Genomic DNA, 26,049 nt, shown 5'->3' with positions numbered 1-26,049 from the left:
GAGAACTGTCATGGAACTGACCACCGTCTGGTTCAGCCTCATCACGATCCTCTGGATCGGGTACTTCGCCCTCGAGGGCTTCGACTTCGGCGTCGCGATGCTGCTGCCGGTCCTCGGGCGCACCGAGCGCGAGCGGCGCGTCCTCATCAACACCATCGGCCCGGTCTGGGACGGCAACGAGGTCTGGGTCCTCGTGGCCGGCGGCGCCACCTTCGCCGCGTTCCCCGAGTGGTACGCCACCCTGTTCAGCGGGTTCTACCTGCCCCTGCTGCTCATCCTGTGCGGGCTGATCGTCCGTGGGCTGGGCTTCGAGTACCGCCACAAGCGGGACGACGCACGGTGGCGCCGCAACTGGGACCTCGCGCTCATCATCGGCTCGTTCGTCCCGGCGCTGCTGTGGGGCGTGGCCTTCGCCAACATCCTGCGCGGCGTCCCGATCGAGGAGCTCAACGGCCACCTCGAGTACACGGGCGGGTTCTTCAACCTGCTCAACCCCTACGCCCTGCTGGGCGGCCTGATGACCCTGACGCTGTTCCTCACCCACGGCGCCATGTACATCGCGCTCAAGACCGACGGTGACGTCCGCTACCGCGCCCGTGCCCTCTCGGTCCGCCTCGGCGTCGGCGCCGCGGTCATCGCCGTCGCGTTCCTGCTGTGGACCCAGGTCATGACCGGGTCGGTCGCCTCCGCGGTGGCCTTCGTCGTGGCCGCGCTCTGCCTGGTGGGCGGCATCGTCGCCGCGCTCCAGGGCCGTGAGGGCTGGGCCTTCGTGGGCACCTTCGTCACCATCGCCGCGGGCGTCGCGGGCCTCTTCCTGGCCCTGTTCCCGAACGTGATGCCCTCGTCGATCGACGCCGCCTACAACCTCACCACCACGAACGCCTCCGCCACCGCCTACACGCTCACCGTGATGACGGTCGTCGCGGCGATCTTCACTCCGATCGTCCTGGCCTACCAGGCGTGGAGCTACTGGGTGTTCCGCAAGCGGATCTCCACGCTGCACATCCCCGAGGAGACCCTCGCGGGGTCGGCTGCGTGAGGCCCACCGACCCGCGGCTCGTCCGTCGGCTGGCGCCCGCCCGGCGCCAGCTGGCGGGCGTCGCCGTTTTCCAGACCCTGAGCGCCCTGCTCGTCATCGGCCAGGCGTTCACCATGACCGGCCTGGTCGTCTCCGCGGTCCAGGACCTCTCCTCCTCGGCCGTCGTCGGCTGGGCGGCCGCCTCGGCCGCCGTCCTGGCCCTGCGCGGCCTCGCGGGCTGGGCCACGGACCGGCTCACCGCCTCCGCCGCCTCGCGGGTCGGCGGCGAGGTGCGCCGCCAGCTCGTCGCGCGCGTGCTCGCCGTGCCGAGCGGCACCTCCGGGGACGCCGAGGCCAGCGGCCGTCGCGCCGTCCTGGTCACCCGCGGCGTCACCGCCCTGGAGCCGTACCTCACGCGCTACCTGCCGGCCCTGGCGCTGGCGACCGTGCTGCCGGCCCTCACCGTGGTCGCGATCGCGACGCAGGACTGGCTCAGCGCGCTCATCGTCGTCCTCACCCTCCCGCTCATCCCCGTCTTCGGCGCCCTCGTCGGGCTCGCCACCCGCGACCGCGCGGACGCCCAGTGGCGCGCGCTCTCGTCCCTGTCCGGGCACTTCCTGGACGTCGTGCGCGGCCTGCCGACCCTCGTGGCGTTCCGTCGCGCGGAGGCGCAGACCGCGGTGATCCGCCGGGCCACCGACGGCTACCGCCGCCGCACCATGGAGACGCTGCGGATCGCGTTCCTCTCCTCGGGCGTGCTCGAGCTCGTCGCCACCATCTCCGTCGCCCTGGTCGCGGTCACCGTCGGCCTGCGCCTGGCGGCCGGCGGGCTCGACCTGCACACCGCGCTCGTCGTCCTGCTGCTCGCGCCCGAGGCCTACTGGCCGCTGCGCCGCGTCGGGCAGGAGTTCCACGCCGCCGCCGAGGGCGTGGCCACCGTCGAGCAGGTCTCGGCGCTCCTCGACACCCCGGCCGCCGCCACCGCGCCCGCCCCCGCCACCGCGGGCGAGGCAGTGGCGGCCGGGGCCCACCCCGCCGCCGGCGCGCTCACCGTGGAGGGCGTCACCGTCCTGCGCGAGGGCCGCACGGTGCCGGCGCTGTCCGACGTCAGCGCCGTGCTCCCCGCCCGCGGCCTCACCGCGCTCACCGGGCCGTCGGGCTGCGGCAAGTCGACGCTGCTGGCCGTGCTCGCCGGGCTGCTGCCCCCGACGTCCGGCACCGTGCGCCGCGACGGCCGCCCGCTCGCCGACGCCACCGCGCTCGCCGCGTGGCAGCGCGACGTGGCGTGGCTGCCCCAGCGACCCGGCTTCGTGCCCGGCACGCTGGCGGACAACCTGCGCCTCGGGCGCCCCGAGGCCTCGGAGGCCGACCTGTGGGCCGCGCTGGCCCAGGTCGCGCTCGAGGAGCGCGTCCGCGACCTGCCGCTGGGCCTCGACACCCCGCTGGGCGAGGACGGCAGCACGCTGTCCGCCGGCGAGCGCGCCCGGCTGTCGCTCGCCCGCGTGGTCGTCGCCGACCGCCCGTGGGTGCTGCTCGACGAGCCGACCGCCCACCTCGACGCGCTCACCGAGCGGGTCATCACCGACACCCTGGTGGGCCTGGCCCGCGAGCGGGCCGTCGTCGTGGTGGCCCACCGCCCGGCGCTCGTCGAGGCGGCCGACCACGTCGTCGCCCTGCCCGCGCCCTCGCCCGTCCCGAACCCGACCACGGCCACCGACGCCCACGCCTCGCTGGCGGCCGCGACCGCGGCCCGCCCCCGTCGCGTCCTGCGCGCGGACGAGGAGGAGGCCGTCGAGGCCGGCGGCCGCGGCCGCCTGGCGCTGGCGACCGTCCTCGGGGCCCTGGCCTCGGGCTGCGGCGTCGCCCTCACCGCGACGGCCGGCTGGCTGATCGTCCAGGCCTCGCTCATGCCGCCCGTGCTGACCCTCATGGTCGCGATCGTGGGCGTGCGCACCTTCGGCATCGGCCGCCCGGTCCTGCGCTACGCGGAGCGCCTGCTCTCCCACGACGTGGTGCTGCGGCTGCTCGCCGAGCGCCGGGTGAAGGTGTGGACGTCGCTGGTGCCGCTCGTGCCCGGCCGGCTCGGCCGTCGGCGCGGCGACCTGCTCGCCTCCGTCGTCGACGACGTCGACGCGGAGCTGGACCACGAGCTGCGCGTGCTCATGCCCCTGCGCGGCTACGTCATCGTCGCGGTGCTCGCCACCGTGGTGGCGACCGTCCTCGTGCCCGTCGCCGGGCTCGTGGTCGGGGCGTACGCCGCCCTGGCCGGCGCGGCCGCCTGGTACGTCGCCCGCACCGGCGCCGCGCGCGCCGAGCGGCGCGCGGTCGCGCTGCGCGCGGCCCTCTCCGACGAGGTCGTGGCCGCCGCGGCGCTCGGCGAGGAGCTGACCATGTGGCAGGCGGTCGGCACCGCCGCGGAGTCGGTCGGGGCGGTCAGCGACCGGCTCGGCGCGGCCACCACCACGTCGGCCACCTGGTGGGGCGCGGCCCGTGCCGCCGTCCTGCTGCTCACGGGTGCCGGGGTCGCCACCACCGCCCTCCTCGTGGCGCCGTCGGTGGCGCTGGGGTCCGTGAGCGGGCCCGTGTGCGCGCTGCTGGTGCTGCTTCCGCTGGCGCTCTCGGACGTCGCCCTGCCGCTCGCCGACGCGGGCGCGCTCTCGGCGCGCACGAGCGCCGCCCGGGCGCGCCTGGAGGCCCTGGCCACCATGGAGCCCGCCGTCACCGAGCCGCGGGCCGTCGGACCGCAGCCGCGCGGCACCGACCTCGACCTGGCCGGCGTGAGCGCCGGCTGGGAGGGCACCACCGCCTTCGAGGGCCTGGACCTGCGGGTGCCCCAGGGTGGCCGTGTCGCCGTCGTCGGGCCCTCGGGCTGCGGGAAGTCGACCCTGGTCGCGCTGATGCTGCGCTTCCTCGACCCCAGCGCCGGCCGCGTCCGGCTCGGTGGGGCGGACCTGGACCGGATGGTCCTCGCGGACGTGCGGGGACGCGTCGGCCTGGTCGACGACGACCCGCACGTGTTCGCCTCGACGGTCGCGGAGAACGTGCGGCTGGCGCGGCCCGCCGCGAGCGACCCCGAGGTCGAGGCCGCGCTGCGGGCGGCCCGGCTCGGTCCGTGGCTCGACGCGCTGCCCCAGGGCCTGGACACGTGGGTGGGCGACGGCCACGCCGCCGTGTCCGGCGGCGAGCGCGCGCGGCTCGCGATCGCCCGCTCCCTGCTGGCCGACCAGCAGGTCCTCGTCCTCGACGAGCCCACCGCCCACCTCGACGAGGCCACCGCGGAGGAGCTCGCCTCGGAGGTGCTGGGACCGGTGCGGGGAGAGGTGTCCGGGGCGGACGTGAGGAAGGGCACAGGCCCCGCTCGGACGATCGTGTGGGTCACTCATGGGAGTGCCGGTCTCACTCGGGTGGACGAGGTGATAGACCTAGGGCCTGTCGCCGCCCTCCGCGGCGATGGCCCGGACGGTCCGGGTAGGGGAGACGCAGAGGAGCTGCCGCATGTCCGATAAGGCCGAGGACAGGATGATCTCCGTGTTCCTGCTCGACGACCACGAGGTCGTGCGACAGGGCCTGCGGAGCCTGCTCGAGGGCACCGGCATGATCACCGTGGTCGGTGAGTCCGGTCTGGCCGAGGAGGCCGCCTCGCGGATCCCCGCGCTCAAGCCCGACGTGGCCGTGCTCGACGCCCGCCTGCCCGACGGGTCCGGCATCGAGGTCTGCCGGTCCATCCGCGCCGTCGACCCCGACATCCGCGCTCTCATCCTCACCTCCTACGACGACGACGAGGCGCTCTTCGCCGCGATCATGGCCGGCGCGTCCGGCTACGTCCTCAAGGACGTGCGGGGCATGGACCTCGTCGGCGCGATCCGCCAGGTCGCCGACGGCAACTCCCTCATCGACCCCGCGCTCACCGCGCGCGTGCTCGACCGGGTGCGCAACGGCCCGGCCACCGCGCCCGAGCTGGCGAACCTCACCGAGCAGGAGCTCAAGCTGCTCGCGCTGATCGCCGAGGGACTCACCAACCGCCAGATCGGCGAGCGGATGTTCCTCGCGGAGAAGACGGTGAAGAACTACGTCTCCTCGATCCTCGCCAAGCTGGGCCTCGAGCGCCGCACGCAGGCCGCCGTCCTGGCGTCCAAGCTGCTGGGCCCCGACGGCAAGCCCAAGTGAGCCAGCGCCACTGATCAGGGTCCACTGATCACCGGGCCGTCGCGACGGCCCGCCACGCTCGGCCCCCGCCCCGCCCTCCTCGAGAGGAACCGGGACGGGGGCCGACGTGCGTCCGGCTCAGACCGGGACGCTCCAGCGGAAGAGCGTGCCGCGCGGGTCGCGGGCCTCGAGCGCGAAGCTGCCGCCCAGGTCGGTGGCGCGGGAGCGGGCGTTGCGCAGCCCGCTCTCGTGGTCCGGCACGCCGGGGCCGACCCCGTTGTCGGCGACCTCGAGCGTGAAGGTGCCGTCGGCGGAGCGCAGGAGCACCTCGGTCTGGGTGGCGCGCGCGTGCCGAGCGACGTTGGAGAGGGCCTCGCGCAGCAGCGGGACGACCTGCTCGGCCACGTTCTCCGGGACCGCGGTGTCGATGGGGCCCTCGATCGTGACGTCGGGGTTGTGGCCGAGCAGCCGCGCGTACTCGCGGGCCAGCGTCCGGGTGCGGGTCTTGAGCGAGGCCTTGCCGTCGCTGGTGAGCTCGAAGATGGTGCCGCGGATGTCGCGGATGGTGTGGTCGAGCTCGTCCACGGCCTTGCCGATGCGCTCGGAGAGCACCGGGTCGGTGGCCGCCATGGAGGCGCCCTGGAGGTGGAGCCCGGTCGCGAACAGTCGCTGGATCACGGTGTCGTGCAGGTCGCGGGCGATCCGCTCGCGGTCCCCGATGACGGCGAGCTGGGCGCGGTCGTCGATGGCCTGCGCACGGTCGAGGGCCAGGGCGGCCTGGTCGGCGAAGGAGATGAGCAGCTCGCGCTCCTCCGCCTCGAGGGCGGAGTTCTGCTCGCTGAGGAACGTGATGAGCAGGGCCGCGCCGCTCAGGTGCGAGCGCAGCGGGACGACGACGGCCCGCTGCCCGTCCTCGCGCCACTCGACCGGGTCGACGACCGGCGTCGGCAGCGCCTGCAGCAGCGCGTAGAGGTCCTGGCGCAGGTCCTCGACGTCCTCGAGGGTGGCGATCGCCGCGCTGTCGGCGGCGGCCATCGCGCTGTCCTCGGCGTGCACGATCGCCGTCCCCCGGGAGCGCAGGACGTGGGAGGCGGCGCGGGCGACGCGGCGCAGCGCCTCGTCGTGCTCGAGCGGCGGCTGGAGCTCGTCGACCAGCTCGGCCGCGGCCTGGAGCCACTGCCGGCGGCGCTCGCCGAGGGTGTAGGCGCGGGCGTTCTCGATGACGAGGCCGGCCGCGGAGGCCAGCGCCTCGACGAGCATGACGTCGGTCTCGGTGAAGTCCTCCCCGCCGTCCTTCTGGGTCAGGTAGAGGTTGCCGAAGACCGTGCCGCGGATCCGGACGGGGACGCCGAGGAACGTGTCCATCGGCGGGTGGTTGGCCGGGAAACCGTAGGAGTCCGGGTGCGCGTTGAGGTCGTGCAGGCGCAGGGGGCGCGGGTCCTTGATGAGCAGGCCGAGGATGCCCCGGCCGCGGGGTGGCGCGCCGATGCCGCGGCGCTGGTCGGCGCTCATGCCGTGGGTGAGGAACTCGCTGATCTCGCCGTCGGAGCCGAGCACGCCGAGCGCGCCGTACCCGGCGCTGGTGAGCTCGCAGGCGGCGCGCACGATGCGCTCGAGCACGCTGGCGAGGTCGAGGTCGCTGGAGATCGCGACGACGGCGTCGAGGAGGGCGTGCGCGTGCTTGGTCATCTCTGGGCGGCGGTGGGGCACCCGCCCATCCTGTCGCACCGACGGCCCCGGGTCAGCAGGAGGCGGCAGATGCCGTCAGGGGTGTCGCAGACCGCGCTCAGCCGACGGAGCGGACGGGACGGGGCACGGACTCCATCAGGTCCCACCCGTTGCCCAGGCGGCGCCCGGTGATCTCGGTGAGGCGGATGCCGACGTGGAGGTTGCGGTTGCCCGCGGCCCACGGACGCGGCGGCCAGACGGCCCGGATCTCGGCGAGCCGACCGAGGTCGGTGATGACCTCGCCCTTGCCGCGCACCAGCACGCTCCAGCCCCGCTGCTCGACGTGGTCGAAGTGGTCGGTCTCGAACGCCAGCACCGTGTCGGCCGCGTGGGTGCCGAGCAGGGAGTACGGCGACGTCCTCACGACCACCTGGTCGGCGACGACCGAGTAGTTCACGGGGATGATGTGCGGGCCCTCCGGCGTGGAGATCGCGATGCGACCGGTCGTGCCGGCCCGCAGCAGCGACTCACTCTCGGAGAGGGTGAGCTCGAGGGTCTGGAGCACCTGGTCCTCCCTGGGCGTCGGTGGTGGATACGTGGCTGGACGCTGCCATGGTGCGGGAGCCTCCGACGCAACTCGCAGGGTCCATGGTCCCCGGTGGCGGGGACCATGGCGGGGACCCTGACAGGGCCCGCGAGGGGCCGCGTGAAGACCCCGTGAAGGCTTCGCGCGGACGCTTGCGGATCGGCGGTGCGGCAGCCGCAGCAGCCCGCCCGGCTCAGTCGTGCACGCCGTCCAGGTAGAGCCAGTGACCGGCCCTCAGGACGAAGCGGCTGCGCTCGTGCAGCCGCCCGCGGGCCCCGCCGACCGCGTAGTGCGCCGTGAACTCGACCCAGCCCTCCTGCGGGGCGTCGGTACCGCGCGGGTCGTCGGGGTCGGCGGGCGTGAGCCCGCTCCCGTGCACCTCCAGGCCGGTCCACGTGGTCGTGGCGTCCACGCCCACGTCGTCCGGGCGGGTGCGGGGGTGCCAGGTGCGGAACAGGTAGTCGGCCTCGCCGCGGGCGAAGGCGGCGTAGCGGCTGCGCATGAGCTGCTCGGGGGTCGACGCACGCTCCGCGCCCCGGTGGAGGGGCCCGCAGCAGGCGTCGTAGGCGCGGCCGGAGCCGCAGGGGCAGGGGCCGGCGGAGGGGAGCACGGCACCACCGTACGGGCGTCCGGGACGGCCTCCCGGACCCGGGACTAAAGACAGGTCCTACGACCCTCCGGCACTCGCTACCGGCGGGTCAGGATGGGGGCATGACCACCAGCAACGTCACCCAGAGCCCGGCCGCCGGTGCCATCGTCGTCGGTGTCGACGGTTCCACCGCCGCCTCCGACGCCCTGACCTGGGCCGTCGGTCAAGCCACCCTCACGCGCCGCCCGCTGTGCCTGGTGAGCGCGTGGAAGCCGGTCAGCAGCGTCTGGCTGGCCCAGGCCGGCATCGACCCGGCCCCCATCGAGGCCGACGTCCGCGCCGCCACCGAGGGGCTCGTCGCGGACGCCGCCGCCACCGTCGCGGAGCTCTCCTCCGAGGTGGAGGTGCGCACGATCGTCCGGGGCGAGGACGCCCGCTCGCTCATGCTCGACCTCTCGCACGAGGCCGCCATGATCGTCCTCGGCTCGCGGGGCCTCGGCCCCGTGCGCAGCCTCGTCCTCGGCTCGGTCTCGGCCACCCTGGCCCGGCACTCCTCGTGCCCCGTCGTCGTGCTGCGCCCGCGCTCGACGCCGCTCGACGCCAACGGCGCCCGCGGCGTCCTCGTGGCCGTGGACGGCACGGAGCGCTCGCGCCCCGCTGCCGAGGTCGCCTTCGAGCAGGCGGCCGCGCGCGGCCTGCCGCTCACGGTGCTGCACTGCCTGCCGTGGGACCGCGGGGCAGCCGGCCAGCCGATGGACCCGCACGACCCGCACGTGGCCGACGTGGCCGCGGCGGTCTCGGGCTCCGTGGCGGGCCTGGCGGAGAAGCACCCCGACGTCGCGGTCGGCACCGTCCTGGTGGGCGGGCTGCCGGACGAGGCGGTGCTCAAGGCGGCCCGTGGCCGCGACCTCGTGGTCGTGGGGCACCGCCGGGCCGGCCTGGTCGACAGCGTGGTGCTCGGGTCGGTCTCGCTGGCCGTCCTGGAGCACGCGGAGGGCGCCGTCATGGTGGTGCCGGGCTGACCGGCACCGCGACCGCGCACTGACGGACCGGAGGGGCCCCGGGAGAGGCCCGGCTCCTCCGGCGCACGTGGCGGTAGCCGGACGCGCGCCCGACGACCGTCACCCCGCGTCCAGGACGGTGGACGCACCCGGGCCCCGTGCCACTCTCCCGGCACGGGGCCCTCCCTCTGCCGTGCCCTGCCGCCCCCGGGGGCCTCGCAGGCCCTCCCCAGCGCTGGGGCGCGGGCGTAGCGTGGCCGCCGTGAGCTCCCCGGCACCCACCCAGCCCGCCCGCACCCCCGCCCCGACGATCGCCACGCTCGGCGACCTCCGGGCCTCCGGCCACGTCCACAAGCCCCTGCGCACCGAGATCCGCGACAACCTGCTGGCCGCGCTGCGCGAGGGCCGCGACCCGTGGCCGGGCCTGCACGGCTTCGAGAACACCGTGGTGCCGCAGCTGGAGCGGGCGCTCCTGGCCGGCCACGACGTCGTCCTGCTCGGCGAGCGCGGCCAGGGCAAGACCCGGCTCCTGCGCACCATGGTCGGGCTCCTGGACGAGTGGACGCCGGTGATCTCCGGCTCCGAGCTCGGCGAGCACCCCTACGACCCGATCACGCTCGCCTCGCAGCAGGCGGTCGCGACCCACGGCGACGACCTGCGCGTCTCGTGGGTGCACCGCTCCGAGCGGTACGCCGAGAAGCTGGCCACCCCGGACACGTCGGTGGCCGACCTCATCGGCGACGTCGACCCGATGAAGGTGGCCGAGGGCCGCTCCCTGGGCGACCCGGAGACCATCCACTTCGGGCTCATCCCGCGCAGTCACCGCGGCATCGTGGCGATCAACGAGCTGCCCGACCTCGCCGAGCGCATCCAGGTCGCGATGCTCAACGTGATGGAGGAGCGCGACATCCAGATCCGCGGCTACGTGCTGCGGCTGCCCCTCGACGTCCTCGTCGTGGCCAGCGCCAACCCCGAGGACTACACCAACCGCGGGCGGATCATCACCCCGCTCAAGGACCGGTTCGGTGCCGAGATCCGCACCCACTACCCCCTCGAGCTGGACGACGAGGTGGCGGTCATCCGCCAGGAGGCCGACCTGGTCGCCGACGTCCCGCCGCACCTGCTCGAGATCCTCGCCCGGTTCACCCGCAACCTGCGCGAGTCCTCGGCGGTCGACCAGCGCTCGGGCGTCTCCGCCCGGTTCGCGATCGCGGGCGCCGAGACGATCGCGGCGGCGGCGCTGCACCGGGCGACCCGGCAGGGCGAGGAGCAGGCCGTGGCCCGGGTCGTCGACCTGGAGACCGCCGTCGACGTCCTCGGGGGCAAGGTCGAGTTCGAGTCCGGCGAGGAGGGGCGCGAGGCCGAGATCCTCGCGCACCTGCTGCGCAGCGCCACGCACGAGACGGTGCGGTCGGTGTTCCGGGGGATCGACCTCGGGGTGCTCGTGGACCGGCTGGAGTCCGGGGTCATGGTGACCACCGGTGAGCAGGTCTCCGCGCTCGACTTCCTCTCGGGCCTGCCCGTGCTGGGGGAGTCCGACCTCTACGACCGGCTGTGCGACGCGGTGGGCGCGACGTCCGACGGCGAGCGCGCCGCCGCGATCGAGCTGGCCCTGGAGGGGCTCTACCTGGCCCGTCGTGTCAGCAAGGAGTCCGGCGAGGGCGAGACCGTCTATGGGTGACGTGTGGAGCCAGCGACGCGCGTCGCGCTACGGCCGCTACACGGGCGGGCCGGACCCGCTCGCGCCGCCCGTCGACGTCCGCGAGGCGCTCGACGCCATCGGCGAGGACGTGATGGCCGGCTACAGCCCCGAGCGGGCGATGCAGGAGTTCCTGCGCCGGGGCGGCCGCTCGCAGCGGGGCCTGGACGACCTGGCGCGGCAGGTGGCGGACAGGAAGCGGCAGCTGCTCTCCCAGCACGAGCTGGACGGGACGATGCGCGAGGTGCGCGAGCTGCTCGACCGGGCGGTGCTCGAGGAGCGCAAGCAGCTCGCGCGCGACGCGATGATGGACGACGACGACCGCGCGTTCCGGGAGCTCCAGCTCGACAACCTCTCGCCCTCGCCTGCCGCGGCGGTGAGCGAGCTCGCCGACTACGACTGGGCCAGCCAGGACGCCCGCGCCGCGTTCGAGCAGATCAAGGACCTGCTGGGCCGTGAGCTGCTCGACCAGCGCTTCGCCGGCATGAAGCAGGCCCTCGAGGGCGCCACGGACGCCGACCGGGCGGCGGTCCAGGAGATGCTGGGCGACCTCAACGACCTGCTGGAGAAGCGGGCCGCCGGCGAGGACACGCCCGAGGACTTCGCGGACTTCATGGCGAAGCACGGCGACTTCTTCCCCGAGGACCCCCAGGACCTCGACGAGCTGCTCGACGCGATGGCGTCGCGCGCCGCCGCGGCCCAGCGGATGCTCAACTCGATGACGCCCGAGCAGCGGCAGGAGCTGATGGAGCTCTCCGCCGCCGCGTTCGGGTCGCCCGCGCTGATGGAGGCGCTGGGTCGCCTCGACGCGAACCTCCAGGGCCTGCGCCCCGGCGAGGACTGGGGTGGCTCCGAGCAGATGGGCCAGGGCGGGGACGGGCCCGGACAGGGGCTGGGCCTCGGCGACGGCACCGGGGTCTTCCAGGACCTCGCCGAGCTCGACGCGCTCTCCGAGCAGCTCTCCCAGTCCTACCGCGGTGCGCAGATGGACGACGTGGACCTCGACGCCCTGCGCCGCCAGCTCGGCGACGACGCTGCGGTCGACGCGCGCACCCTGGCCGAGCTGGAGCGGGCGCTGCAGCGCACGGGCACGCTCGAGCGCGGCTCGGACGGGCAGCTGCGGCTGACCCCGAAGGCGATGCGTCAGCTCGGCAAGGAGCTGCTGCGCGACGTCGCCCAGCGGATGAGCGACCGCTCGGGGCAGCGCGACATGCGCGCGGCCGGCGCGGCCGGCGACCGCACCGGGGGCACCCGCCCGTGGGAGTTCGGCGACACCGAGCCCTGGGACGTCACCCGCAGCCTCACCAACGCCATCGTCCGGGAGGCGGGGGAGGGCCTCACCGGCTCGGGGAGGGTGCGGCTGCGCATCGAGGACGTCGAGGTGCACGAGACCGAGGCGCGGACCCAGGCCGCGGTGGCGCTGTGCGTCGACACGTCCTTCTCGATGGCGATGGACGGCCGCTGGGTGCCGATGAAGCGGACGGCGCTGGCGCTGCACACGCTCGTGCGCAGCCGGTTCCGCGGCGACGACCTCCAGCTCATCACCTTCGGGCGGCACGCCGCGACCACCGAGATCGAGCAGCTCACCGCCCTGGAGCCGGAGTACGACAAGGGCACGAACCTGCACCACGCGCTACTCCTGGCGAACCGGCACTTCCGCCGGCACCCGAACGCGCAGCCGGTGCTGCTGGTCGTCACCGACGGCGAGCCGACCGCCCACCTCGAGCCCGACGGGGAGGCCTGGTTCTCCTACCCGCCGCACCCGCTGACGATCGCCCACGCGGTGCGCGAGCTCGACAACGCCCGGCGCCTCGGCGCCCGCACGACGTTCTTCCGGCTGGGGGAGGACCCGGGCCTGGCCCGGTTCATCGACCAGATGGCGCACCGCGTCGACGGGCGCGTGGTCGCCCCCGAGCTCGACGACCTCGGCGCCGCGGTGGTCGGCTCCTACCTGGGTGGTCGGGACGGACGCTGGGGGCCCGGCGGGCCGTGGGGTGCGGGCGACCTCGGCTGGGGCCGCGGGTTCTGGGCCGGCTGAGCGGGCTGCCCGGGCGCGGGCTCAGAGCCGCGCGAGCCGCGCGGCGAGGTCGGCGATGCCGTCGAGCACGCGTGGCCCGGGGCGCGCCCAGCAGCCGTCGGCGTCGACCGCGTGCACGGGGACGCCGGCCGGCAGCCGTCCGGCGGCCACCAGCGCGTCCGCCTGCTCCTGGGCGCCGGTGCGGTCGTAGCCGCAGGGGGCGACGACCACCAGGTCGGGCCTGGCCGCGGCGACGGCCTCCCAGGTCGTCGGCACCGACCGCTCGCCGCGGTGGCCGAGCACCGGCTCGCCGCCGGCCGCGAGCACCATCTCGGGCAGCCAGTGGCCCGGGGCGTAGGGCGGGTCGGTCCACTCCAGGACGACGACCCGCGGCCGCGCGGCCCGGGTGGCCTCCTCCTCGGCGTCGGCCCGCGCCACCGCGGCCAGCGCCGGGTCGAAACGGGCGGCCAGCGCCATCCCGGCCTCCGGACGGCCCAGCCGCTCGGCGATGGTGAGCACGCCCTCGCGCAGGTCGGCGAGGGTGTGCGGGTCGTAGGAGACGACCTCGGCGGTGCAGCCGAGGTGGGTGAGCGCCTGGTCGACGGTGGAGACGTCGAGGGCACAGACGGCGCAGAGGTCCTGGGTGAGCACGAGCAGGTCCCGGGCACCGGTGACGGGGTGGGCGTCGAGGTCGGCCAGGGCGTCGGCGTTCAGGTGGTAGAGGTCCTCGCCGGCGGCGGTGGCCCGGCGGACCCAGGCGTCGATGCCGGCCGGGTCGAGGCCGGTGGGCATGGTGGTGGAGGAGACCACCCGCCGCGTCCGGGCCTCGGCGGGGTGGTCGCACTCGAACGTCACCCCCACGACGTCCTTGCCGGCCCCGAGCGCGAAGCAGATCTCGGTCGTCGAGGGGAGCAGGGAGACCACGCGCACCCCCGGAGCCTAGGCACGACCTTCCGTGCACTCGGCAGTTGGGCCCGGGCGGGCTCGTCTACCGATGCGGGTGAGGGAGGTGGGGTGGGGTCGGTAGTGGGGCCCGGATGGGCTCAACTGCCGAGTGCGGACGCCCTGGGCAGAACGGCTCTGCTCCGAGCAGAGCGGCCTGGGGCGGGAGGTCGCGGCGGTCGAGGGTCGAGGCATGACCGACTCACCTCCCGTGGCCGTCGCCCCGACGCTCGCCTCCCGCACCGCCGAGGACCTCCTGGCCCACCGCGTCCTGCTGCTCGACTCCCCGCTGGACGACGGCAACGGCGCCCAGCTCATGGCCCAGCTCGCGCTGCTCTCCGCGCAGGACCCCGAGAGCGACATCGCCCTGTGGATCCACTCGCCGGGCGGTTCCGTCTCCGCGATGCTCGCCATCGCCGACCTCATCGACCTCGTGCCCAACGACGTCTCCACCCTCGCGCTCGGCATGGCCTACAGCGCCGGCCAGTTCCTGCTCTGCTGCGGCACCCCGGGCAAGCGGTACGTCCTGCCGCACGGCAAGGTCCTGCTGCACCAGGGCTCGGCCGGGATCGGGGGGATGGCCCCGGACATCGAGCTCCAGGCCGACGACCTGCGGCGCATGCGCGAGACGGTCATCGGGATCATCGCCGCGCGCACCGGTCAGACCCCCGCGAGGGTCTTCGCCGACTCGCTGCGCGACCGGACGTTCGAGGCCGCCGAGGCGGTCGAGTACGGCTTCGCCGACGCCGTCCTCACCGACCTCGCGCTGGCCCGGCCGGTGGTCCGGCGCACGGGCCTCGGCCTGGGCGCGGACCTCGCCACCGCGGGAGGCGCGCGATGAGCGGCTCGTACGTCCTGCCGAACGTGGTGAGCAAGGGGCCGCGCGGCGACCGCGTGCTCGACGTCTGGAGCCGGCTGCTGGAGGAGCGCGTGGTCTACCTCGGCACGGAGGTGGACGACGGGGTCGCCAACGCGCTGATCGCCCAGGTCCTGCACCTGGAGGCCGAGAGCCCCGACGAACCCATCCACCTCTACCTCAACTCCACCGGCGGCTCGATCACGGCGACGTTCGCCCTCTACGACACGATCCGCTTCTGCCGGGCCCCGGTGACGACGACCTGCGTCGGCCAGGCGTTCTCACCCACCGCCCTGCTCCTGGCCGCAGGGGAGCCCGGCCACCGCTCGGTGCTGCCGCACGCCCGGGTGCTGCTGCACCAGCCCTCGGCGCAGGGACGCGGCGCCATCCCGGACCTCATCCTCGCCGCCGAGGAGGTCCTCGCCGTGCGGACGGAGCTGGAGGAGGCGCTCTCGCTGCACACCGGCCGCACGGTCGCCGAGCTGCGCCGCGACACCGACCGCGACCGCGTCCTCCGGGCCGACGACATCGTGGCCTACGGCCTGGCGGACCGGGTGATCACCGCGCGCGACGTCCCCACCCGGTGATCAGGCCGGTGATCAGGCCGGTGATCAGGCCGGTGATCAGGCAGCGAGCGCCAGCGTGCCGCGCGGTCGCCCCGCCGGCGCCTGCGCGGCCCGCAGGTCCCGCTGGAGGTCCCGGGCGATCTCCGTGGTGAGGTCCAGCAGCGTCAGGCCGAGCGCCCCGGCCACGGCGGACAGCACCTCCGAGGAGGGCTCCTTCACCCCGCGCTCGATCTCCGAGAGATAGGGGAGCGAGACGCCGGCCCGCTCGGCGGTCTCGGCCAGGCGCTCGCCGCGCTCGTGCCGGTGGCGGCGCAGGACGCGCCCGCTCGCCTCGCGGAGCAGTGGCTCGGCGGCGCGGGCGGGCGCCCCGGCCTCGGCAGGACGGGCGGGCAGCGGCAGCAGGTCTCCCATGTCGCGAGGCTAGGCGGGCGGCGGCCCGGCGCCGAGGGGTTCTGCCGAGGGCAGAACGCCCGGACCCGCCGACTAGGGTCGGGCCACGTGGCCGACCCGTCCCTCACGACCCTGCTCCTGCTCGCGCTCGCGGGGCTCACGGCGGGGTTCGTGGACGCCGTGGTGGGCGGCGGGGGCCTGATCCAGCTGCCCGCCCTCCTGCTCGGACTCCCGGGAGCGGCGCCCGTGCAGGTGCTGGCCACGAACAAGCTGGGCTCGATCTGCGGCACCACCGTCTCCTCGGTCACCTACTACCGGCGGGTGCGACCCGACCTGCGCACGGTGCTGCCGCTCATGGGCCTGGCGTTCGCGGGCTCCACCCTCGGCGCCCTCGTGGCCAGCCACCTGCCCTCGAGCGTCTTCGAGCCGATCGTGCTCGTGGCCCTGGTGCTCGTCGGCGCCTACGTGGTGCTGCGGCCGCAGCTCGGCGCCGACACCGCCCTGCGCTTCACCGGCCGCCGCCACCTGGCCGCCGTCGCGGGCACCGGCCTCGTGATCGGCTTCTACGACGGTGCGCTCGGCCCCGGCACCGGCTCGTTCTTCGTCTTCTCCCTCGTGGGCCTCGTGGGGTACGCGTTCCTCGAGGCCTCGGCCAAGGCCCGGATGGCGAACTGGGCGACGAACCTGGCCGCCCTGGTGGTGTTCGTCCCCCAGGGCGCGGTCCTCTGGAAGGTGGGGCTGCTGATGGGCGCCGCGAACCTGGTGGGCGGCTACGTCGGCGCGCGCACCGCGATCGTCCGTGGGTCGGCCTTCGTCCGGGTCTTCTTCGTCCTCGTGGTGGCGGCGTTCGTCGTGCGGATCGGGGGCGAGCAGCTCGGTCTGTGGTGAATTCCGGGGCCGGCGCAGGTAAAACTTTCAGGAATCTTGTCGAAACCTGGGCGCAGTCCTGTCCGTGGCGCGCAACCCACAGATGCTCCACATTTCCGAGACCACCGGATTTTGAGAGCACGAACGTGCACCTGACGGGGTTGGCGTCGACGCGGAAAGGAAAGGGTTGGTAACGGGACGTCCACAACTGCCCAGGCAAAATGTCCGCACAGTAGGAGATCGACGGGTCCCGCAGTGCTCTGAGCGGACGTAACCCCGCTTGTGAACGGTCGTTTGCCGACCCACCATGGTGCTCAGACACCGCAAGCGTTTGAGGGAACGCAGCCCCCGCGGTGGTCTGCACCGGCGGCAGTCCCAGCTCCGCCGGGCCCAGGGAACGGCGAGCAGGAAGCCCGCCGGGGAGGAGCAACCATGACGATCGACTTCCAGCCGGAGGTGGGGACGCGCTTCGAACGCCCCGCGGCCGGCACGATGACCCACCACCTCGACCCCGCCCGGGTCGCGGCCCTGCTCGGCCTCGAGGTCGAGCCGGTCCAGCGCGAGGAGGCCCCCCAGGCCCCCGCCCAGGCCGCGCCCGAGGCCCAGCAGGCCGCGCTCACCATGCACGAGGTCCGCTCGATCTCGGTCGGCCTGGCCTCCACGGCCGGCCTGCTGGCCGACCCGACGCTGCCCGACGCCATGCGCGAGCGGCTCACCCAGCTCCTGGTCGAGGAGACCTGCCGCCTCCAGCGCCGCGTCCGGCCGGACGCCGACGCCGAGCGCGCCCCGCAGCCCGGCGCCCGTGCCCGGGTGGCGCTGGACCGGGTCGTCGCCCGCGTCTGCGACCTGCACGAGGTCCGCGGCACCCACGTGACCCTCGCCCAGCCCGTCGAGCGCACCTGGACCAGCGTCCCCGAGGACGTCGTGGTCGAGGTCGTCGGTGCCCTGCTCGAGAACGCCGCCCGGCACGCCCCCGGCGCCCGCGTCCGCGTCTCCGCGACCCGCGTGGCCGGCGGCCTCCGGGTCCGCGTGAGCGACGACGGCCCCGGCGTCGACCCGCTGCTGGTCCCGCACGTCTTCGAGGCGTGGGCCCGCCGCGCCGGCTCCCCGGGGCAGGGCCTCGGCCTGGCCTCGGCGCGCGACCTCGTCCGCACCTGGGGCGGCGACCTCCGCCTCGTCGCCCGCGAGGGTGGCGCGACCTGGGACGTCCTCCTGCCCGAGACCTCCAGCCCGTGGACCGGCGGACCGGCCGCCGACGCCGTCGCCCCGGCCCGCGCCTGGGACGCCCACGCCCCGCAGGCTGCCGCGCAGGCCGCCACGCAGGCCGCGACCCGGATGGTGGTGCTCCATGGCCGCGCGTTCTGAGAGCGGCCTGGTGGCCCTCGTCGAGGACCACCAGCTGTTCGCCGAGTCCCTGGAGCTCGCCCTGACCCTGCGCGGTCACGACGTGGAGCGCATCCGCCCGCAGGACGTGACCTACCTGGGCACCCTGCTCGAGCGGCTGCGCAAGCTCAAGCCGCAGGTCGTCCTCCTCGACCTCGACCTGCCCCCGCTGGGCGACTCGACCCCGCTCATCGCCCCGCTGAGCGCGGCCGGCATCCAGGTCGTCGTCGTCACCGGCGCCGCCGAGGAGGCGCGCTGGGGCCGTTGCCTGGCGGCCGGCGCCCGCGCCGTCCTGCCCAAGTCCAGCTCGCTGGCCGACATCATGGGCGTCGTCCGCCGCGTCCTCACGGGCTTCCCCGTGATGGCCGTGGAGGAGCGCGAGCGCCTCGTGACCACCTGGCTCGAGCGGGCCGCCGGCGACGGCGACGTCCTCGAGCGGCTCGAGCGGCTCTCGCCCCGCGAGCGCGTCGTGCTGCGCCACCTCATGGACGGTCGGACCGTCGCTGAGATCGCGGACATCGAGACCCTCTCCCCGGCCACCGTGCGCACCCAGGTCAAGTCGGTCCTCGGCAAGCTCGAGGTCAGCTCGCAGCTGGCCGCGGTCGGCGCCGCCCACCGGGTCCGCTGGGAGGGCCCGGAGGTCCGCACCTCCGCCTGAGGCGTCCTGCTCCCACCCGCTCCTCCCGCGCTGCCCCTCCCTCACCTCCCTCACCGACGGCCCCCGTCGCCCCGCCCCCGCGGAGCGCCGGGGGCCGTCGGCGTCCCGGACGCTGCTCCGACCGCCCGCGCCCGGGTGTCCTAGGGTCGGGCGCGTGCTGACCGCCTACCGCGTGCCCGCCGGCGACGCCGTGGCCGAGATCGAGGTGAAGCGCTCGGTCTTCCGCTGCACGCTCGCCCGGGTCGAGGACGAGGCGGGGGCCCGCGGCCTGGTCGAGCGGCTGCGCAAGGAGCACTGGGACGCCCGGCACCACTGCTCGGCGTTCGTCCTCGGGCCGCCGCCGGTGCCGGTCGAGCGGTCCTCGGACGACGGGGAGCCCGCCGGGACCGCCGGGGCACCCATGCTCGACGTGCTGCGCGGGGCCGGCGAGGGGCTCGTCATGAGCGACGTCGTCGCGGTCGTCACCCGCTGGTTCGGCGGGACGTTGCTGGGCGCGGGCGGCCTGGTCCGGGCCTACTCGGACGCCGTCCGTGCCGCGCTGGCCGAGGCCGGCACGAGGGAGCGACGGCTGCGCTCGGAGGTCCTGCTGGAGCTCTCCCACGCCGAGGCCGGGCGGGTCGAGGGCGAGCTGCGCACCCGCGGCGTCGACGTGCTCGACTCCGCCTACGGCGCCGCCGTCACGCTCACGCTGGGCGTCGCGCCGGACGGGGTCGGCCGGCTCGAGGCCACGCTGGCCGAGCTCACCGCCGGCACCGCCGAGCCCGTCGTCGCCGGGGAGCGCTGGGTCGACGCCTGAGCGGCGGCCCGCCGGCCCGCCCCGCCGGCACCCCGGCACGCCCGCAAGGCAGGACCCGCGCGCCCGCCCGGCTGGCGTCGTGCGGGAGAGTGGGGGCGTGAACCGCTGGCTCGTCGTCCTCCTCGACCTCGTCGTCGTCCTCGCCTTCGCCGCCGCCGGACGGGAGTCGCACGAGCCCGGCTCGGCGCTGCTGCTCGTCCTCACGATCGCGTGGCCCTACCTGGTCGCCTGCCTGGTCGGCCACGCGCTCGTCGCCTGGCGCGGGTGGCTGCCGCAGGGCGTCTGGCCGGCCGGCGTCACCGTCCTCGCCTCCACCTACGTGCTGGGGATGGCGCTGCGCCTGGTCCAGGGGCGCGGCATCGCGCTCGGCTTCCTGATCGTCACGATCATCTTCCTCACCGTGTTCCTGCTGGGCTGGCGCGCGATCGCGGGCCTGGTCGCCCGGCGCCGGGCCCGGGCCTGACGGGAGGGCGTGGCTCGACCCCACTGCGTCACCGACCGCGCGCCGCTACCGTCGCCCGCATGAGCGAGATCCCGCGCCCGCCCGTGCCCGTCGCCGGCGACGAGACGACCACGCTCCGCGCCTTCCTCGACCACTACCGCCACACGCTGCGCCGGCAGGCGGACGGCCTCGACGCCGCGCGGCTCGACACCCGCCTGGCGCCGTCCATGCTCACCCTCGGCGGCCTGCTGGCCCACCTGGCCTTCGTCGAGGACTGGTGGTGCTCGCAGGTGCTCCTCGGCCGGCCCGCCGCCGAGCCCTGGGCGGGGCTCGACTGGGACGCCGACGCCGACGCGGAGATCAGCTTCGCCGTGGGCCGCGGGGGTGCCGAGCTGGACGGGCTGCTCGTGGCCGCGATCGCCACCTCCGACGCGTGCGTGGACGAGGCCCTCGCCGGCGTGGACGACGAGGGGCGCACCGGGCTCGACCGGCTGGCCGTGCGCGAGCGGCACGGCGAGCGGGTCTCGCTGCGGTGGATCCTCGTGCACCTGATCGAGGAGTACGCCCGCCACTGCGGCCACGCCGACCTGCTCCGCGAGTCGATCGACGGCACCACCGACCTCTGACCCGCCGCGGCTGGGGGCGCCCCGTACCGTGCTCGTCGTGCGTCCCTCCCGCTCGAACCCCGCCCGCTCGAACCCCGCCCGCTCGAACCCCGCCCGCCGGCCCCTCGCCGTCGCCGTCACCTCGCTGGTCGCCACCGCGGCCGCCGCGGTGGGGCTGTCGGCCTGCGCACCCAGCGAGGTGGGGGAGCCCGAGGCGGCAGCGACCGTGAGCGTCGACCCGACCGCGACCAGCACCACCGAGGTCGCCGGGGTGACGGTCACCCAGTGGGGCGCCGGGCGGGACGTCGTCCTGCTGGCGGGTGGGGAGGACGCCGAGGCGTGGGCGCCGCTGGCGACCTCGCTGGCCGCCGACGGCCGCCTGGTCGTGGCGCTGCCCGCGGCGGGCGCCGACGCGCTGGCCGACGTCGCGCAGGCGCTCGCGGAGGACACGGACGCCGGCACCGTCACGCTGGCCGGGGCCGGCCGCCAGGCCACCGCCGTCCTGGCCCTGGGGGCGGCCCAGCCCGACCTGGTCGACGCGGTGGCGGCGCTCTCGCCCACCGAGGCCGTCGAGGGCGCCGGGGCGCTGCCGACCACGATCGTGGTGGCCGACGGCAGCGAGTCCGCCGAGGTCGCCGACGCCATCGGCATGGCCGGCGCCGCCAGCGGCCAGGTGCAGGTCTACAGCGTCGCGGGCCGACGCAGCGGGCTCGACCTGCTGGCCGGGGCGGGCTCCGGCGCCGTGATCACCTACGTCACCGACCGGCTGGCCGGGGTGGCCGACGACCCGCTCTCGCAGGCACCGACCCCGACCGACGACGCGCCCGTCGACGCCTAGGGCCGCTGAGCCCCGCTGTCAGCCCACCGAGAAGCCCGGCAGCTCCTCGGTGAGGATCTCCCGGAACGGCGCCTCGGCCTCGAGCTGGCACAGGATGCCCAGGCCGCCGAGCCAGGTGCGGTGGATGAGCAGGTAGGAGGGCGGCAGGTTGAGCTTGAGCCCCACGGTGTACGCGGGGTCGCGCGGGTCGTTGATCTTCGCGAACACCCCGCGCATCCAGGCCCGGGAGAAGCGGAACCGCTCCTCGAGCGTGGGCTCCACGAACGGCATGAGGTAGTCGGCGACCAGCTGCGGGTCGACGCTCACCTTGTCCTTGATGAACCCCTCGGCGCGCAGGCCCTCGACGAGGTCCTCCGGCGTCGAGGTCGCGGCGATCGAGAGCAGCCGGCCCATCGCGGGCGGGAAGCCGCCGTCCAGCCGCGCGACGGCACCGAAGTCGAGGACGCCGAGCCGACCGCGCTCGGTGTCGCCGTCGGGCCCGGGGACGACCCGGAAGTTCCCGGGGTGCGGGTCGGCGTGCAGCATCCCCGTCCGGGCGGGTGAGGCGAAGAGGAAGCGGCTGAAGAGCTCGCCGTAGTGGTCGCGCTGGGCCTGGCTGCCGCCCTCGATGACGGCGGCCAGCGAGGAGGCGCTCTCCAGCCACTCGGTCACCAGGACGGTGGGGCCGGCCTCCACGACGTCCGGGACGACGATGTCGGGGTCGTCCGCGAAGGCCTGCGCGAACGCGTGCTGGGCCTGCGCCTCGAGCGTGTAGTCGAGCTCCTCGGCGGCGCGCTCCTGGAGCTCGGCGACGAGCGGCTTGATGTCCATGCCCTGCAGGATCGGGGCCATGGTGCGCCCCAGCCGGGCGAGCTGCCTGAGGTCGGACAGGAGGGCCTCGCCGGCGCCCGGGTACTGCACCTTGACCGCGACGTCGCGGCCGTCGTGCCACCGGCCCCGGTGCACCTGGCCGATGGAGGCCGCGGCGCTGGGCCCGCCGTCCAGCTGGACGAGCCGGGTGCCCCAGTCCTCGCCGAGCTCCGCGGCGAGCACCTGGCGGACGGTGGCGGTGGGCATGGGCGGGGCCGCGTCCTGCAGCCGGGCCAGCTCGGCCCGGTAGGGGCCGACGAGCTGCTCGGGCAGTCCGGCCTCCAGGACGGAGAGCGCCTGGCCCAGCTTCATCGCCCCGCCCTTGAGCTCGCCCAGGGTGCGGAAGAGCTGCTCGGCCGTGCGCTGCTGGACGTCGGTGAGCACCTCGTCGGCGGACTTGCCGCCGAGCCGCTTGCCCAGGCCCAGGGCGGAGCGGCCGGCGTAGCCCAGGGGGAGCGCGGCGAGCCGGGCGGTGCGGGCCGCCGCCTTGCGCGGCAGGTCGGTCATGAGGTCATTGTGTCCGACGGGGGAAGGGCCGCGGTTCCCCCGAGCGTGGCGCCCGGGCGGTGCCCGCCCGGGGTCGCGGCCAGTCGTGCGTCCACCTGGTCCCGCAGGCTGCGGGCGGGGGCGGTGCCGAGGTCGGCCAGGGCCGCGTGCCGGCGGATGCGGTGGGCCGCCAGGTCCAGGGAGCGGTCGGGGTACAGCCGGGCTCGGCCGCCCCGGGGCGCCTGCCAGGCCGCCAGGTCCGTCCACGGCTCCTCGACCAGCCGGTGCAGCACCCACGCGGCCGCCAGCGCGAGCGGCAGGACCACCGCGAGGTTCACCGCGTAGGCGAGCGGGGTGGGGCGGGTGAGGAACAGCCCGGTGCGCTCGTAGGCCAGGAGCACGGGCTCGTGCACGAGGTAGAGCGCGTAGGTGACGACGCTGAGCCGGACGGTGAGGGGGTTGTCGACGAGTCGGCCCGGCCAGGTCTGCCGGCAGGTGGCGAGGGCGAGCAGGACGATCGCCCAGGCCAGTCCGCTGGTGGTGGTGCGCAGCGCGTGCTGGATCGGCGTGCGGGTCTCGTCGAGCAGCACCAGGGCGGTGGAGAACAGCCACAGCGCGCCCGCCAGCGGCACGGGCAGCAGCCAGGCGGGGAGGCCGCGACGTCCCACGAGCACCACCACGACGGCGGCGAGCATGCCGTAGGCGAAGTCGTCGGCCTTGGCCGGCGGGCCGAAGCGCCAGGCCCAGTCCGTGACCGGCGGCTGCCACCACAGCTCGACGCAGAGCTTGTAGGCCACGGACGCCGCGACGACCCCGAGCAGCGCCGCCACCAGGAGCCGGACCCGGGCCGCGGTGGTGGCCCGCAGCCGGGCCCGCCGCACGAGCAGGGGCCCCAGCGCCGCGAGGGCGAGGTAGAACATCCACTCCACCGAGAGGGTCCAGGCGGGGCCGATCGTGTAGAAGATCAGCTCGCTGCTCCAGGCCTGGAGCAGGGCGAGGTGCACCAGCAGGTCGTCCCACCGGGCCGTCGTGATGCCGTAGTTGTACGTCGACCAGGCCAGCACCACGACCACCCAGTACAGCGGGAACAGCCGGACGCTGCGCCGCCACAGGAACGTCCGCCACGCCGGCGCCGGGCGGGCGTCGTCGAGCGCCGCCTGCGCGAAGGGCAGGAAGAGCAGGAGCCCGGAGAGGACGAAGAACAGGTCCAGCACCAGGTCGACGTTGCCGAAGAAGGCGATCGCGGCGGGCACGTCCGTCCACGGGCCGACGCCGGTGCCGTCGGTGCCCATGTTCTGCCAGACGTGGAACACGACGACCAGCAGCGCCGCGATCGAGCGCCAGCCCGTGACCCCCACGAGCACCGTCGCGGAGCGGGCGCCCGGGCGGTGGGACGGGCGGCGGAAGCCGAGGCCGGCCCGCGTGCGGCCGGTGGCGGACGGCGCGCTCATCGCGCCGCCCGGAGGAGGCGTCGGTGACCAGCGCGGTGACCAGTGCGGTGACCGGCGCGGCGGGCCCGCGACGTCCTGCCCGTGATCTCCCAGCGGTGGACGCCCAGCCAGTCGCGCACCACGGCCGCCTGGGTGGTGACGCCCTTGAGCTGGCCGTAGAAGAGGGTGCCGACCAGCGCGTAGCGCACGTAGAGGCCGGGGTGGCGGTGGCCCGGCGGGGCCAGGCGCCACGCCACCGCCGCTTGGAGCACGGAGATGCCGAGGACGGCGCACGCGGCGACCAGCATCGGCAGCAGGTCCCACCGCAGGCGGTCTCCCGCGACGAGCCGCGCCGCGAGGATCGGCACCACCTGCGCGGCGACGAAGGGGTGGGCGACGCGCCAGCCGAGGAGCAGGGCGATCCCGCGGCGGTGCACCCGGGTGAGGGAGCGGTCGCGCAGCAGGGGGCGCAGGTGTCGCAGGCTGACCTCCCACCAGCCCTGGGCCCAGCGCATCCGCTGGGTCCACAGCCCCCGCCAGGTGGTCGGCGCGAGCTCGCTGGAGACCAGCCGGGGGTCGGTGCCGAGCCGCGCGCCGGCGGCCAGCGCCCGGACGGAGGCGTCGATGTCCTCGGTCAGCATGGCCGGGTCGAGGCCCACCTGGGCGAGCACGTCGGTGCGCCACCAGCCGTTGGAGCCGCCGAAGATGCCGAAGTCGTGCACGACGGTGCGGCCGGGGTGGGCCACCGCGTAGATGACGGCGAACTCCGCGGCGACGGTGCGGGCCACGAAGGAGTCGTGCCGGTTGCGGATGACGCACTGGCCCTGGACGACGTCGAAGCGGCGGTCGCCGGCGGCGTCGGAGAGCCAGCGGGCGGCCCGCCTCGGCGCCTGGGGGTCGGGGTGGTGGTCGGCGTCGAACACCGCGACGACGTCCACGACCCCCTCGAGGTGGCGCAGGGCAGCCATCACGTTCTCCGCCTTGGTGCCCGAGCCCTCGACCCGCAGCGGCAGCACCCGCTCGTCGACGGCCGCCAGCTCGGCGAGGCCGCGCTCGGTGCGGGCGGCCGGCGAGCCCTCGGGCGCCGGGCCGTTGTAGGCGACCACCACGAGCAGCCGGTCGACGGGGTAGTCCACCCGCAGGTGCGCGAGCACGGACTCGAGCAGCACGTCGGTCTCGTTGGGCAGGTAGGCCGCGACCACGGCCGCCAACGTCGGGAGGTGCTCGTCGGGGAGCTCGTGGCGCAGCGGCGGCTCGGGGAACCGCGCGGCGCGGGCGCACTCGGTGGTGATCTGGAGGGTGGTGAGGAGGAGCAGCACGAAGACCACCCAGAACCACGCCTGGAGGACGTGGGGGAGCCAGAAGGCGAGCGGCAGGTAGACCAGGAAGCCCAGCAGGGGCGGGCCCAGGAGGGCGGCGGCCACCTCGACCGCGGCCTGGCGGCCGCGCGAGCGCCGGGCGTGGGCGGCGGCGAGGCGCGTGCGCCTGGGCCCGGGGCGTCGGCGGTGCCAGGTGCGGGTCGGCAGGTCCTCGGGGCGCGGCGCCGCGGTGGTCCGGTGGCCGGACGGGGCCGGGCGCGCACGCAGGGGCGGGGGTGCGCCGATCTCCCCGGTCGTCTCGGTCATGGTCCGGCCCCCTCGTCGGGGCCGTCGCCCCTCACGAGGAGAACGAGGCGGGGGCGCGCGCGTCACGCCCGGCTGGACCAGCGGGTCGGTCGGCCGGTGCTACCAGCCCAGGCTGGTGGCGGAGTCGACGGGCGGCTCGTCGGCCGCCTCGGCGAAGGCGCTGAGCGCGGCGACGAGGCCGTCGCGGTGCTCGGCGGGCATGGTCCGGACGATCTTCTCGATCGCCGCGCGGCGCCGCTGGGTGACCTCGGCGACCAGCGCCCGGCCGTGCTCGCTGGTCTCGATGACGACCTCGCGGCGGTCCACCTCGCTGCCGCGGCGCTCGGCGTGGCCGGTGGCGATGAGGCGGTCGACGGCGCGCAGAGCGGTGGAGGGCCCCACGCCGAGCCGCTCCGCGAGCTGGGCCAGGCGGGTGGGTCCGTGGCTGTCGAGGACGACGAGGGTGCGGAACTGGCTGAGGGTGACGGTGTCCTCGACGTCCGCCAGCGACCGTGCCGACACCCCCACCAGTGCGCGGGAGGCCGTGAGCAGGCGGCCGACCAGCGCGTCGATCTCGGCGTCTGCGGTGGGGCTCACGGCCGCCACGCTACCG

24 protein-coding genes are annotated in these 26,049 nt (G+C 75.5%); 15 read left to right on the top strand and 9 right to left on the bottom strand.

The window, feature by feature from the left end; translation table 11 throughout:
- Positions 1-10: 10 nt before the first annotated feature.
- Genes cydB through E8D37_RS11605 form a run of 3 tightly spaced genes read left to right on the top strand, consistent with a single transcriptional unit; the run spans position 11 to position 5,185 of the window.
- Positions 11-1,039: a cytochrome d ubiquinol oxidase subunit II gene (gene cydB, locus E8D37_RS11615; RefSeq protein ID WP_136569923.1), complete on the top strand. Its 1,029-nt coding sequence runs from the start codon at positions 11-13 to the stop codon at positions 1,037-1,039.
- Positions 1,036-4,524: a thiol reductant ABC exporter subunit CydD gene (gene cydD, locus E8D37_RS11610; protein WP_136569922.1), complete on the top strand. Its 3,489-nt coding sequence runs from the start codon at positions 1,036-1,038 to the stop codon at positions 4,522-4,524. The genes cydB and cydD overlap by 4 nt, the downstream gene beginning before the upstream one ends.
- On the top strand, positions 4,514-5,185 hold the full coding sequence (locus E8D37_RS11605; protein WP_346763588.1) for a response regulator transcription factor: 672 nt from the start codon (positions 4,514-4,516) through the stop codon (positions 5,183-5,185). The genes cydD and E8D37_RS11605 overlap by 11 nt, the downstream gene beginning before the upstream one ends.
- A gap of 117 nt (positions 5,186-5,302) precedes the next feature.
- Here the strand turns inward: E8D37_RS11605 and E8D37_RS11600 are convergent, their stop codons facing one another.
- The 3 genes from E8D37_RS11600 to E8D37_RS11590 all read right to left on the bottom strand — a co-directional run bounded on the left by E8D37_RS11600 (position 5,303) and on the right by E8D37_RS11590 (position 8,028).
- Positions 5,303-6,874, bottom strand: a complete 1,572-nt coding sequence (locus tag E8D37_RS11600) for a GAF domain-containing protein (protein WP_136569921.1) — start codon at positions 6,872-6,874, stop codon at positions 5,303-5,305.
- 76 nt (positions 6,875-6,950) lie between these two features.
- Positions 6,951-7,397, bottom strand: a complete 447-nt coding sequence (locus E8D37_RS11595; protein ID WP_168929728.1) for a pyridoxamine 5'-phosphate oxidase family protein — start codon at positions 7,395-7,397, stop codon at positions 6,951-6,953.
- Positions 7,398-7,611: 214 nt separating this feature from the next.
- On the bottom strand, positions 7,612-8,028 hold the full coding sequence (locus tag E8D37_RS11590) for a YchJ family metal-binding protein (RefSeq protein ID WP_136569919.1): 417 nt from the start codon (positions 8,026-8,028) through the stop codon (positions 7,612-7,614).
- A gap of 101 nt (positions 8,029-8,129) precedes the next feature.
- On the opposite strand from E8D37_RS11590, the gene E8D37_RS11585 reads away from it, so the two are divergent.
- The 3 genes from E8D37_RS11585 (at position 8,130) to E8D37_RS11575 (ending at position 12,745) form a co-directional block, all read left to right on the top strand.
- Positions 8,130-9,029 (top strand): universal stress protein, encoded by a 900-nt coding sequence (locus tag E8D37_RS11585; RefSeq protein WP_136569918.1) that lies wholly within the window; start codon positions 8,130-8,132, stop codon positions 9,027-9,029.
- 241 nt (positions 9,030-9,270) lie between these two features.
- Positions 9,271-10,689, top strand: a complete 1,419-nt coding sequence (locus tag E8D37_RS11580; protein WP_136569917.1) for a magnesium chelatase — start codon at positions 9,271-9,273, stop codon at positions 10,687-10,689.
- Positions 10,682-12,745, top strand: a complete 2,064-nt coding sequence (locus E8D37_RS11575) for a VWA domain-containing protein (protein ID WP_206055705.1) — start codon at positions 10,682-10,684, stop codon at positions 12,743-12,745. Before E8D37_RS11580 ends, E8D37_RS11575 begins: the two co-directional genes overlap by 8 nt.
- Before the next feature lie 21 nt (positions 12,746-12,766).
- Here E8D37_RS11575 and E8D37_RS11570 read toward each other — a convergent pair whose 3' ends face one another.
- Positions 12,767-13,654, bottom strand: coding sequence for an ABC transporter substrate-binding protein (locus E8D37_RS11570; protein WP_136569916.1), 888 nt, complete (start codon positions 13,652-13,654; stop codon positions 12,767-12,769).
- A 205-nt stretch (positions 13,655-13,859) separates the two neighbouring features.
- Between E8D37_RS11570 and E8D37_RS11565 the strand changes: the two genes are divergently transcribed.
- Together E8D37_RS11565 and E8D37_RS11560 are read left to right on the top strand one after the other, a co-directional pair.
- Positions 13,860-14,507 carry an ATP-dependent Clp protease proteolytic subunit gene (locus E8D37_RS11565; protein ID WP_136569915.1) on the top strand — a complete coding sequence of 216 codons (648 nt, stop codon included), beginning with the start codon at positions 13,860-13,862 and terminating at the stop codon, positions 14,505-14,507.
- Entirely contained in the window at positions 14,504-15,109 is a 606-nt protein-coding gene (locus tag E8D37_RS11560) for an ATP-dependent Clp protease proteolytic subunit (protein ID WP_136569914.1), read from the top strand. Before E8D37_RS11565 ends, E8D37_RS11560 begins: the two co-directional genes overlap by 4 nt.
- 36 nt (positions 15,110-15,145) lie before the next feature.
- Here E8D37_RS11560 and E8D37_RS11555 read toward each other — a convergent pair whose 3' ends face one another.
- Positions 15,146-15,499: a helix-turn-helix transcriptional regulator gene (locus E8D37_RS11555; protein WP_136569913.1), complete on the bottom strand. Its 354-nt coding sequence runs from the start codon at positions 15,497-15,499 to the stop codon at positions 15,146-15,148.
- An 87-nt stretch (positions 15,500-15,586) separates the two neighbouring features.
- On the opposite strand from E8D37_RS11555, the gene E8D37_RS11550 reads away from it, so the two are divergent.
- The 7 genes from E8D37_RS11550 to E8D37_RS11520 all read left to right on the top strand — a co-directional run bounded on the left by E8D37_RS11550 (position 15,587) and on the right by E8D37_RS11520 (position 21,067).
- Positions 15,587-16,366: a TSUP family transporter gene (locus E8D37_RS11550; RefSeq protein WP_136569912.1), complete on the top strand. Its 780-nt coding sequence runs from the start codon at positions 15,587-15,589 to the stop codon at positions 16,364-16,366.
- Positions 16,367-16,777: 411 nt separating this feature from the next.
- A complete protein-coding gene (locus E8D37_RS11545) occupies positions 16,778-17,710 on the top strand; it encodes a sensor histidine kinase (protein ID WP_136569911.1) in 933 nt (310 codons plus the stop codon).
- Positions 17,694-18,386, top strand: a complete 693-nt coding sequence (locus E8D37_RS11540) for a LuxR C-terminal-related transcriptional regulator (protein ID WP_136569910.1) — start codon at positions 17,694-17,696, stop codon at positions 18,384-18,386. The genes E8D37_RS11545 and E8D37_RS11540 overlap by 17 nt, the downstream gene beginning before the upstream one ends.
- Positions 18,387-18,540: 154 nt before the next feature.
- On the top strand, positions 18,541-19,182 hold the full coding sequence (locus tag E8D37_RS11535) for a YigZ family protein (RefSeq protein WP_136569909.1): 642 nt from the start codon (positions 18,541-18,543) through the stop codon (positions 19,180-19,182).
- A gap of 97 nt (positions 19,183-19,279) precedes the next feature.
- Positions 19,280-19,645: a DUF3054 domain-containing protein gene (locus E8D37_RS11530; protein WP_136569908.1), complete on the top strand. Its 366-nt coding sequence runs from the start codon at positions 19,280-19,282 to the stop codon at positions 19,643-19,645.
- 59 nt (positions 19,646-19,704) lie between these two features.
- Positions 19,705-20,250: a DinB family protein gene (locus E8D37_RS11525; protein WP_136569907.1), complete on the top strand. Its 546-nt coding sequence runs from the start codon at positions 19,705-19,707 to the stop codon at positions 20,248-20,250.
- Positions 20,251-20,287: 37 nt separating this feature from the next.
- Positions 20,288-21,067 carry a hypothetical protein gene (locus tag E8D37_RS11520; RefSeq protein WP_136569906.1) on the top strand — a complete coding sequence of 260 codons (780 nt, stop codon included), beginning with the start codon at positions 20,288-20,290 and terminating at the stop codon, positions 21,065-21,067.
- Between the two features lie 18 nt (positions 21,068-21,085).
- Here the strand turns inward: E8D37_RS11520 and E8D37_RS11515 are convergent, their stop codons facing one another.
- The 4 genes from E8D37_RS11515 to E8D37_RS11500 all read right to left on the bottom strand — a co-directional run bounded on the left by E8D37_RS11515 (position 21,086) and on the right by E8D37_RS11500 (position 26,033).
- Entirely contained in the window at positions 21,086-22,423 is a 1,338-nt protein-coding gene (locus E8D37_RS11515) for an AarF/ABC1/UbiB kinase family protein (RefSeq protein WP_136569905.1), read from the bottom strand.
- Complete coding sequence (locus E8D37_RS11510) at positions 22,420-23,853, bottom strand: acyltransferase (protein WP_136569904.1); 1,434 nt, start codon at positions 23,851-23,853, stop codon at positions 22,420-22,422. Before E8D37_RS11510 ends, E8D37_RS11515 begins: the two co-directional genes overlap by 4 nt.
- Positions 23,850-25,457: a glycosyltransferase family 2 protein gene (locus E8D37_RS11505; RefSeq protein ID WP_136569903.1), complete on the bottom strand. Its 1,608-nt coding sequence runs from the start codon at positions 25,455-25,457 to the stop codon at positions 23,850-23,852. Before E8D37_RS11505 ends, E8D37_RS11510 begins: the two co-directional genes overlap by 4 nt.
- Before the next feature lie 99 nt (positions 25,458-25,556).
- Positions 25,557-26,033 (bottom strand): MarR family transcriptional regulator, encoded by a 477-nt coding sequence (locus tag E8D37_RS11500; RefSeq protein WP_206055704.1) that lies wholly within the window; start codon positions 26,031-26,033, stop codon positions 25,557-25,559.
- Positions 26,034-26,049 lie beyond the last annotated feature (16 nt).

This window comes from Nocardioides sp. GY 10127, from assembly GCF_004919085.1.
Classification (GTDB): Bacteria; Actinomycetota; Actinomycetes; order Propionibacteriales; family Nocardioidaceae; genus Nocardioides.
The sequence above is the reverse complement of the archived record's forward strand: the minus strand, read 5'-3'. Positions and strand labels throughout refer to the sequence as shown.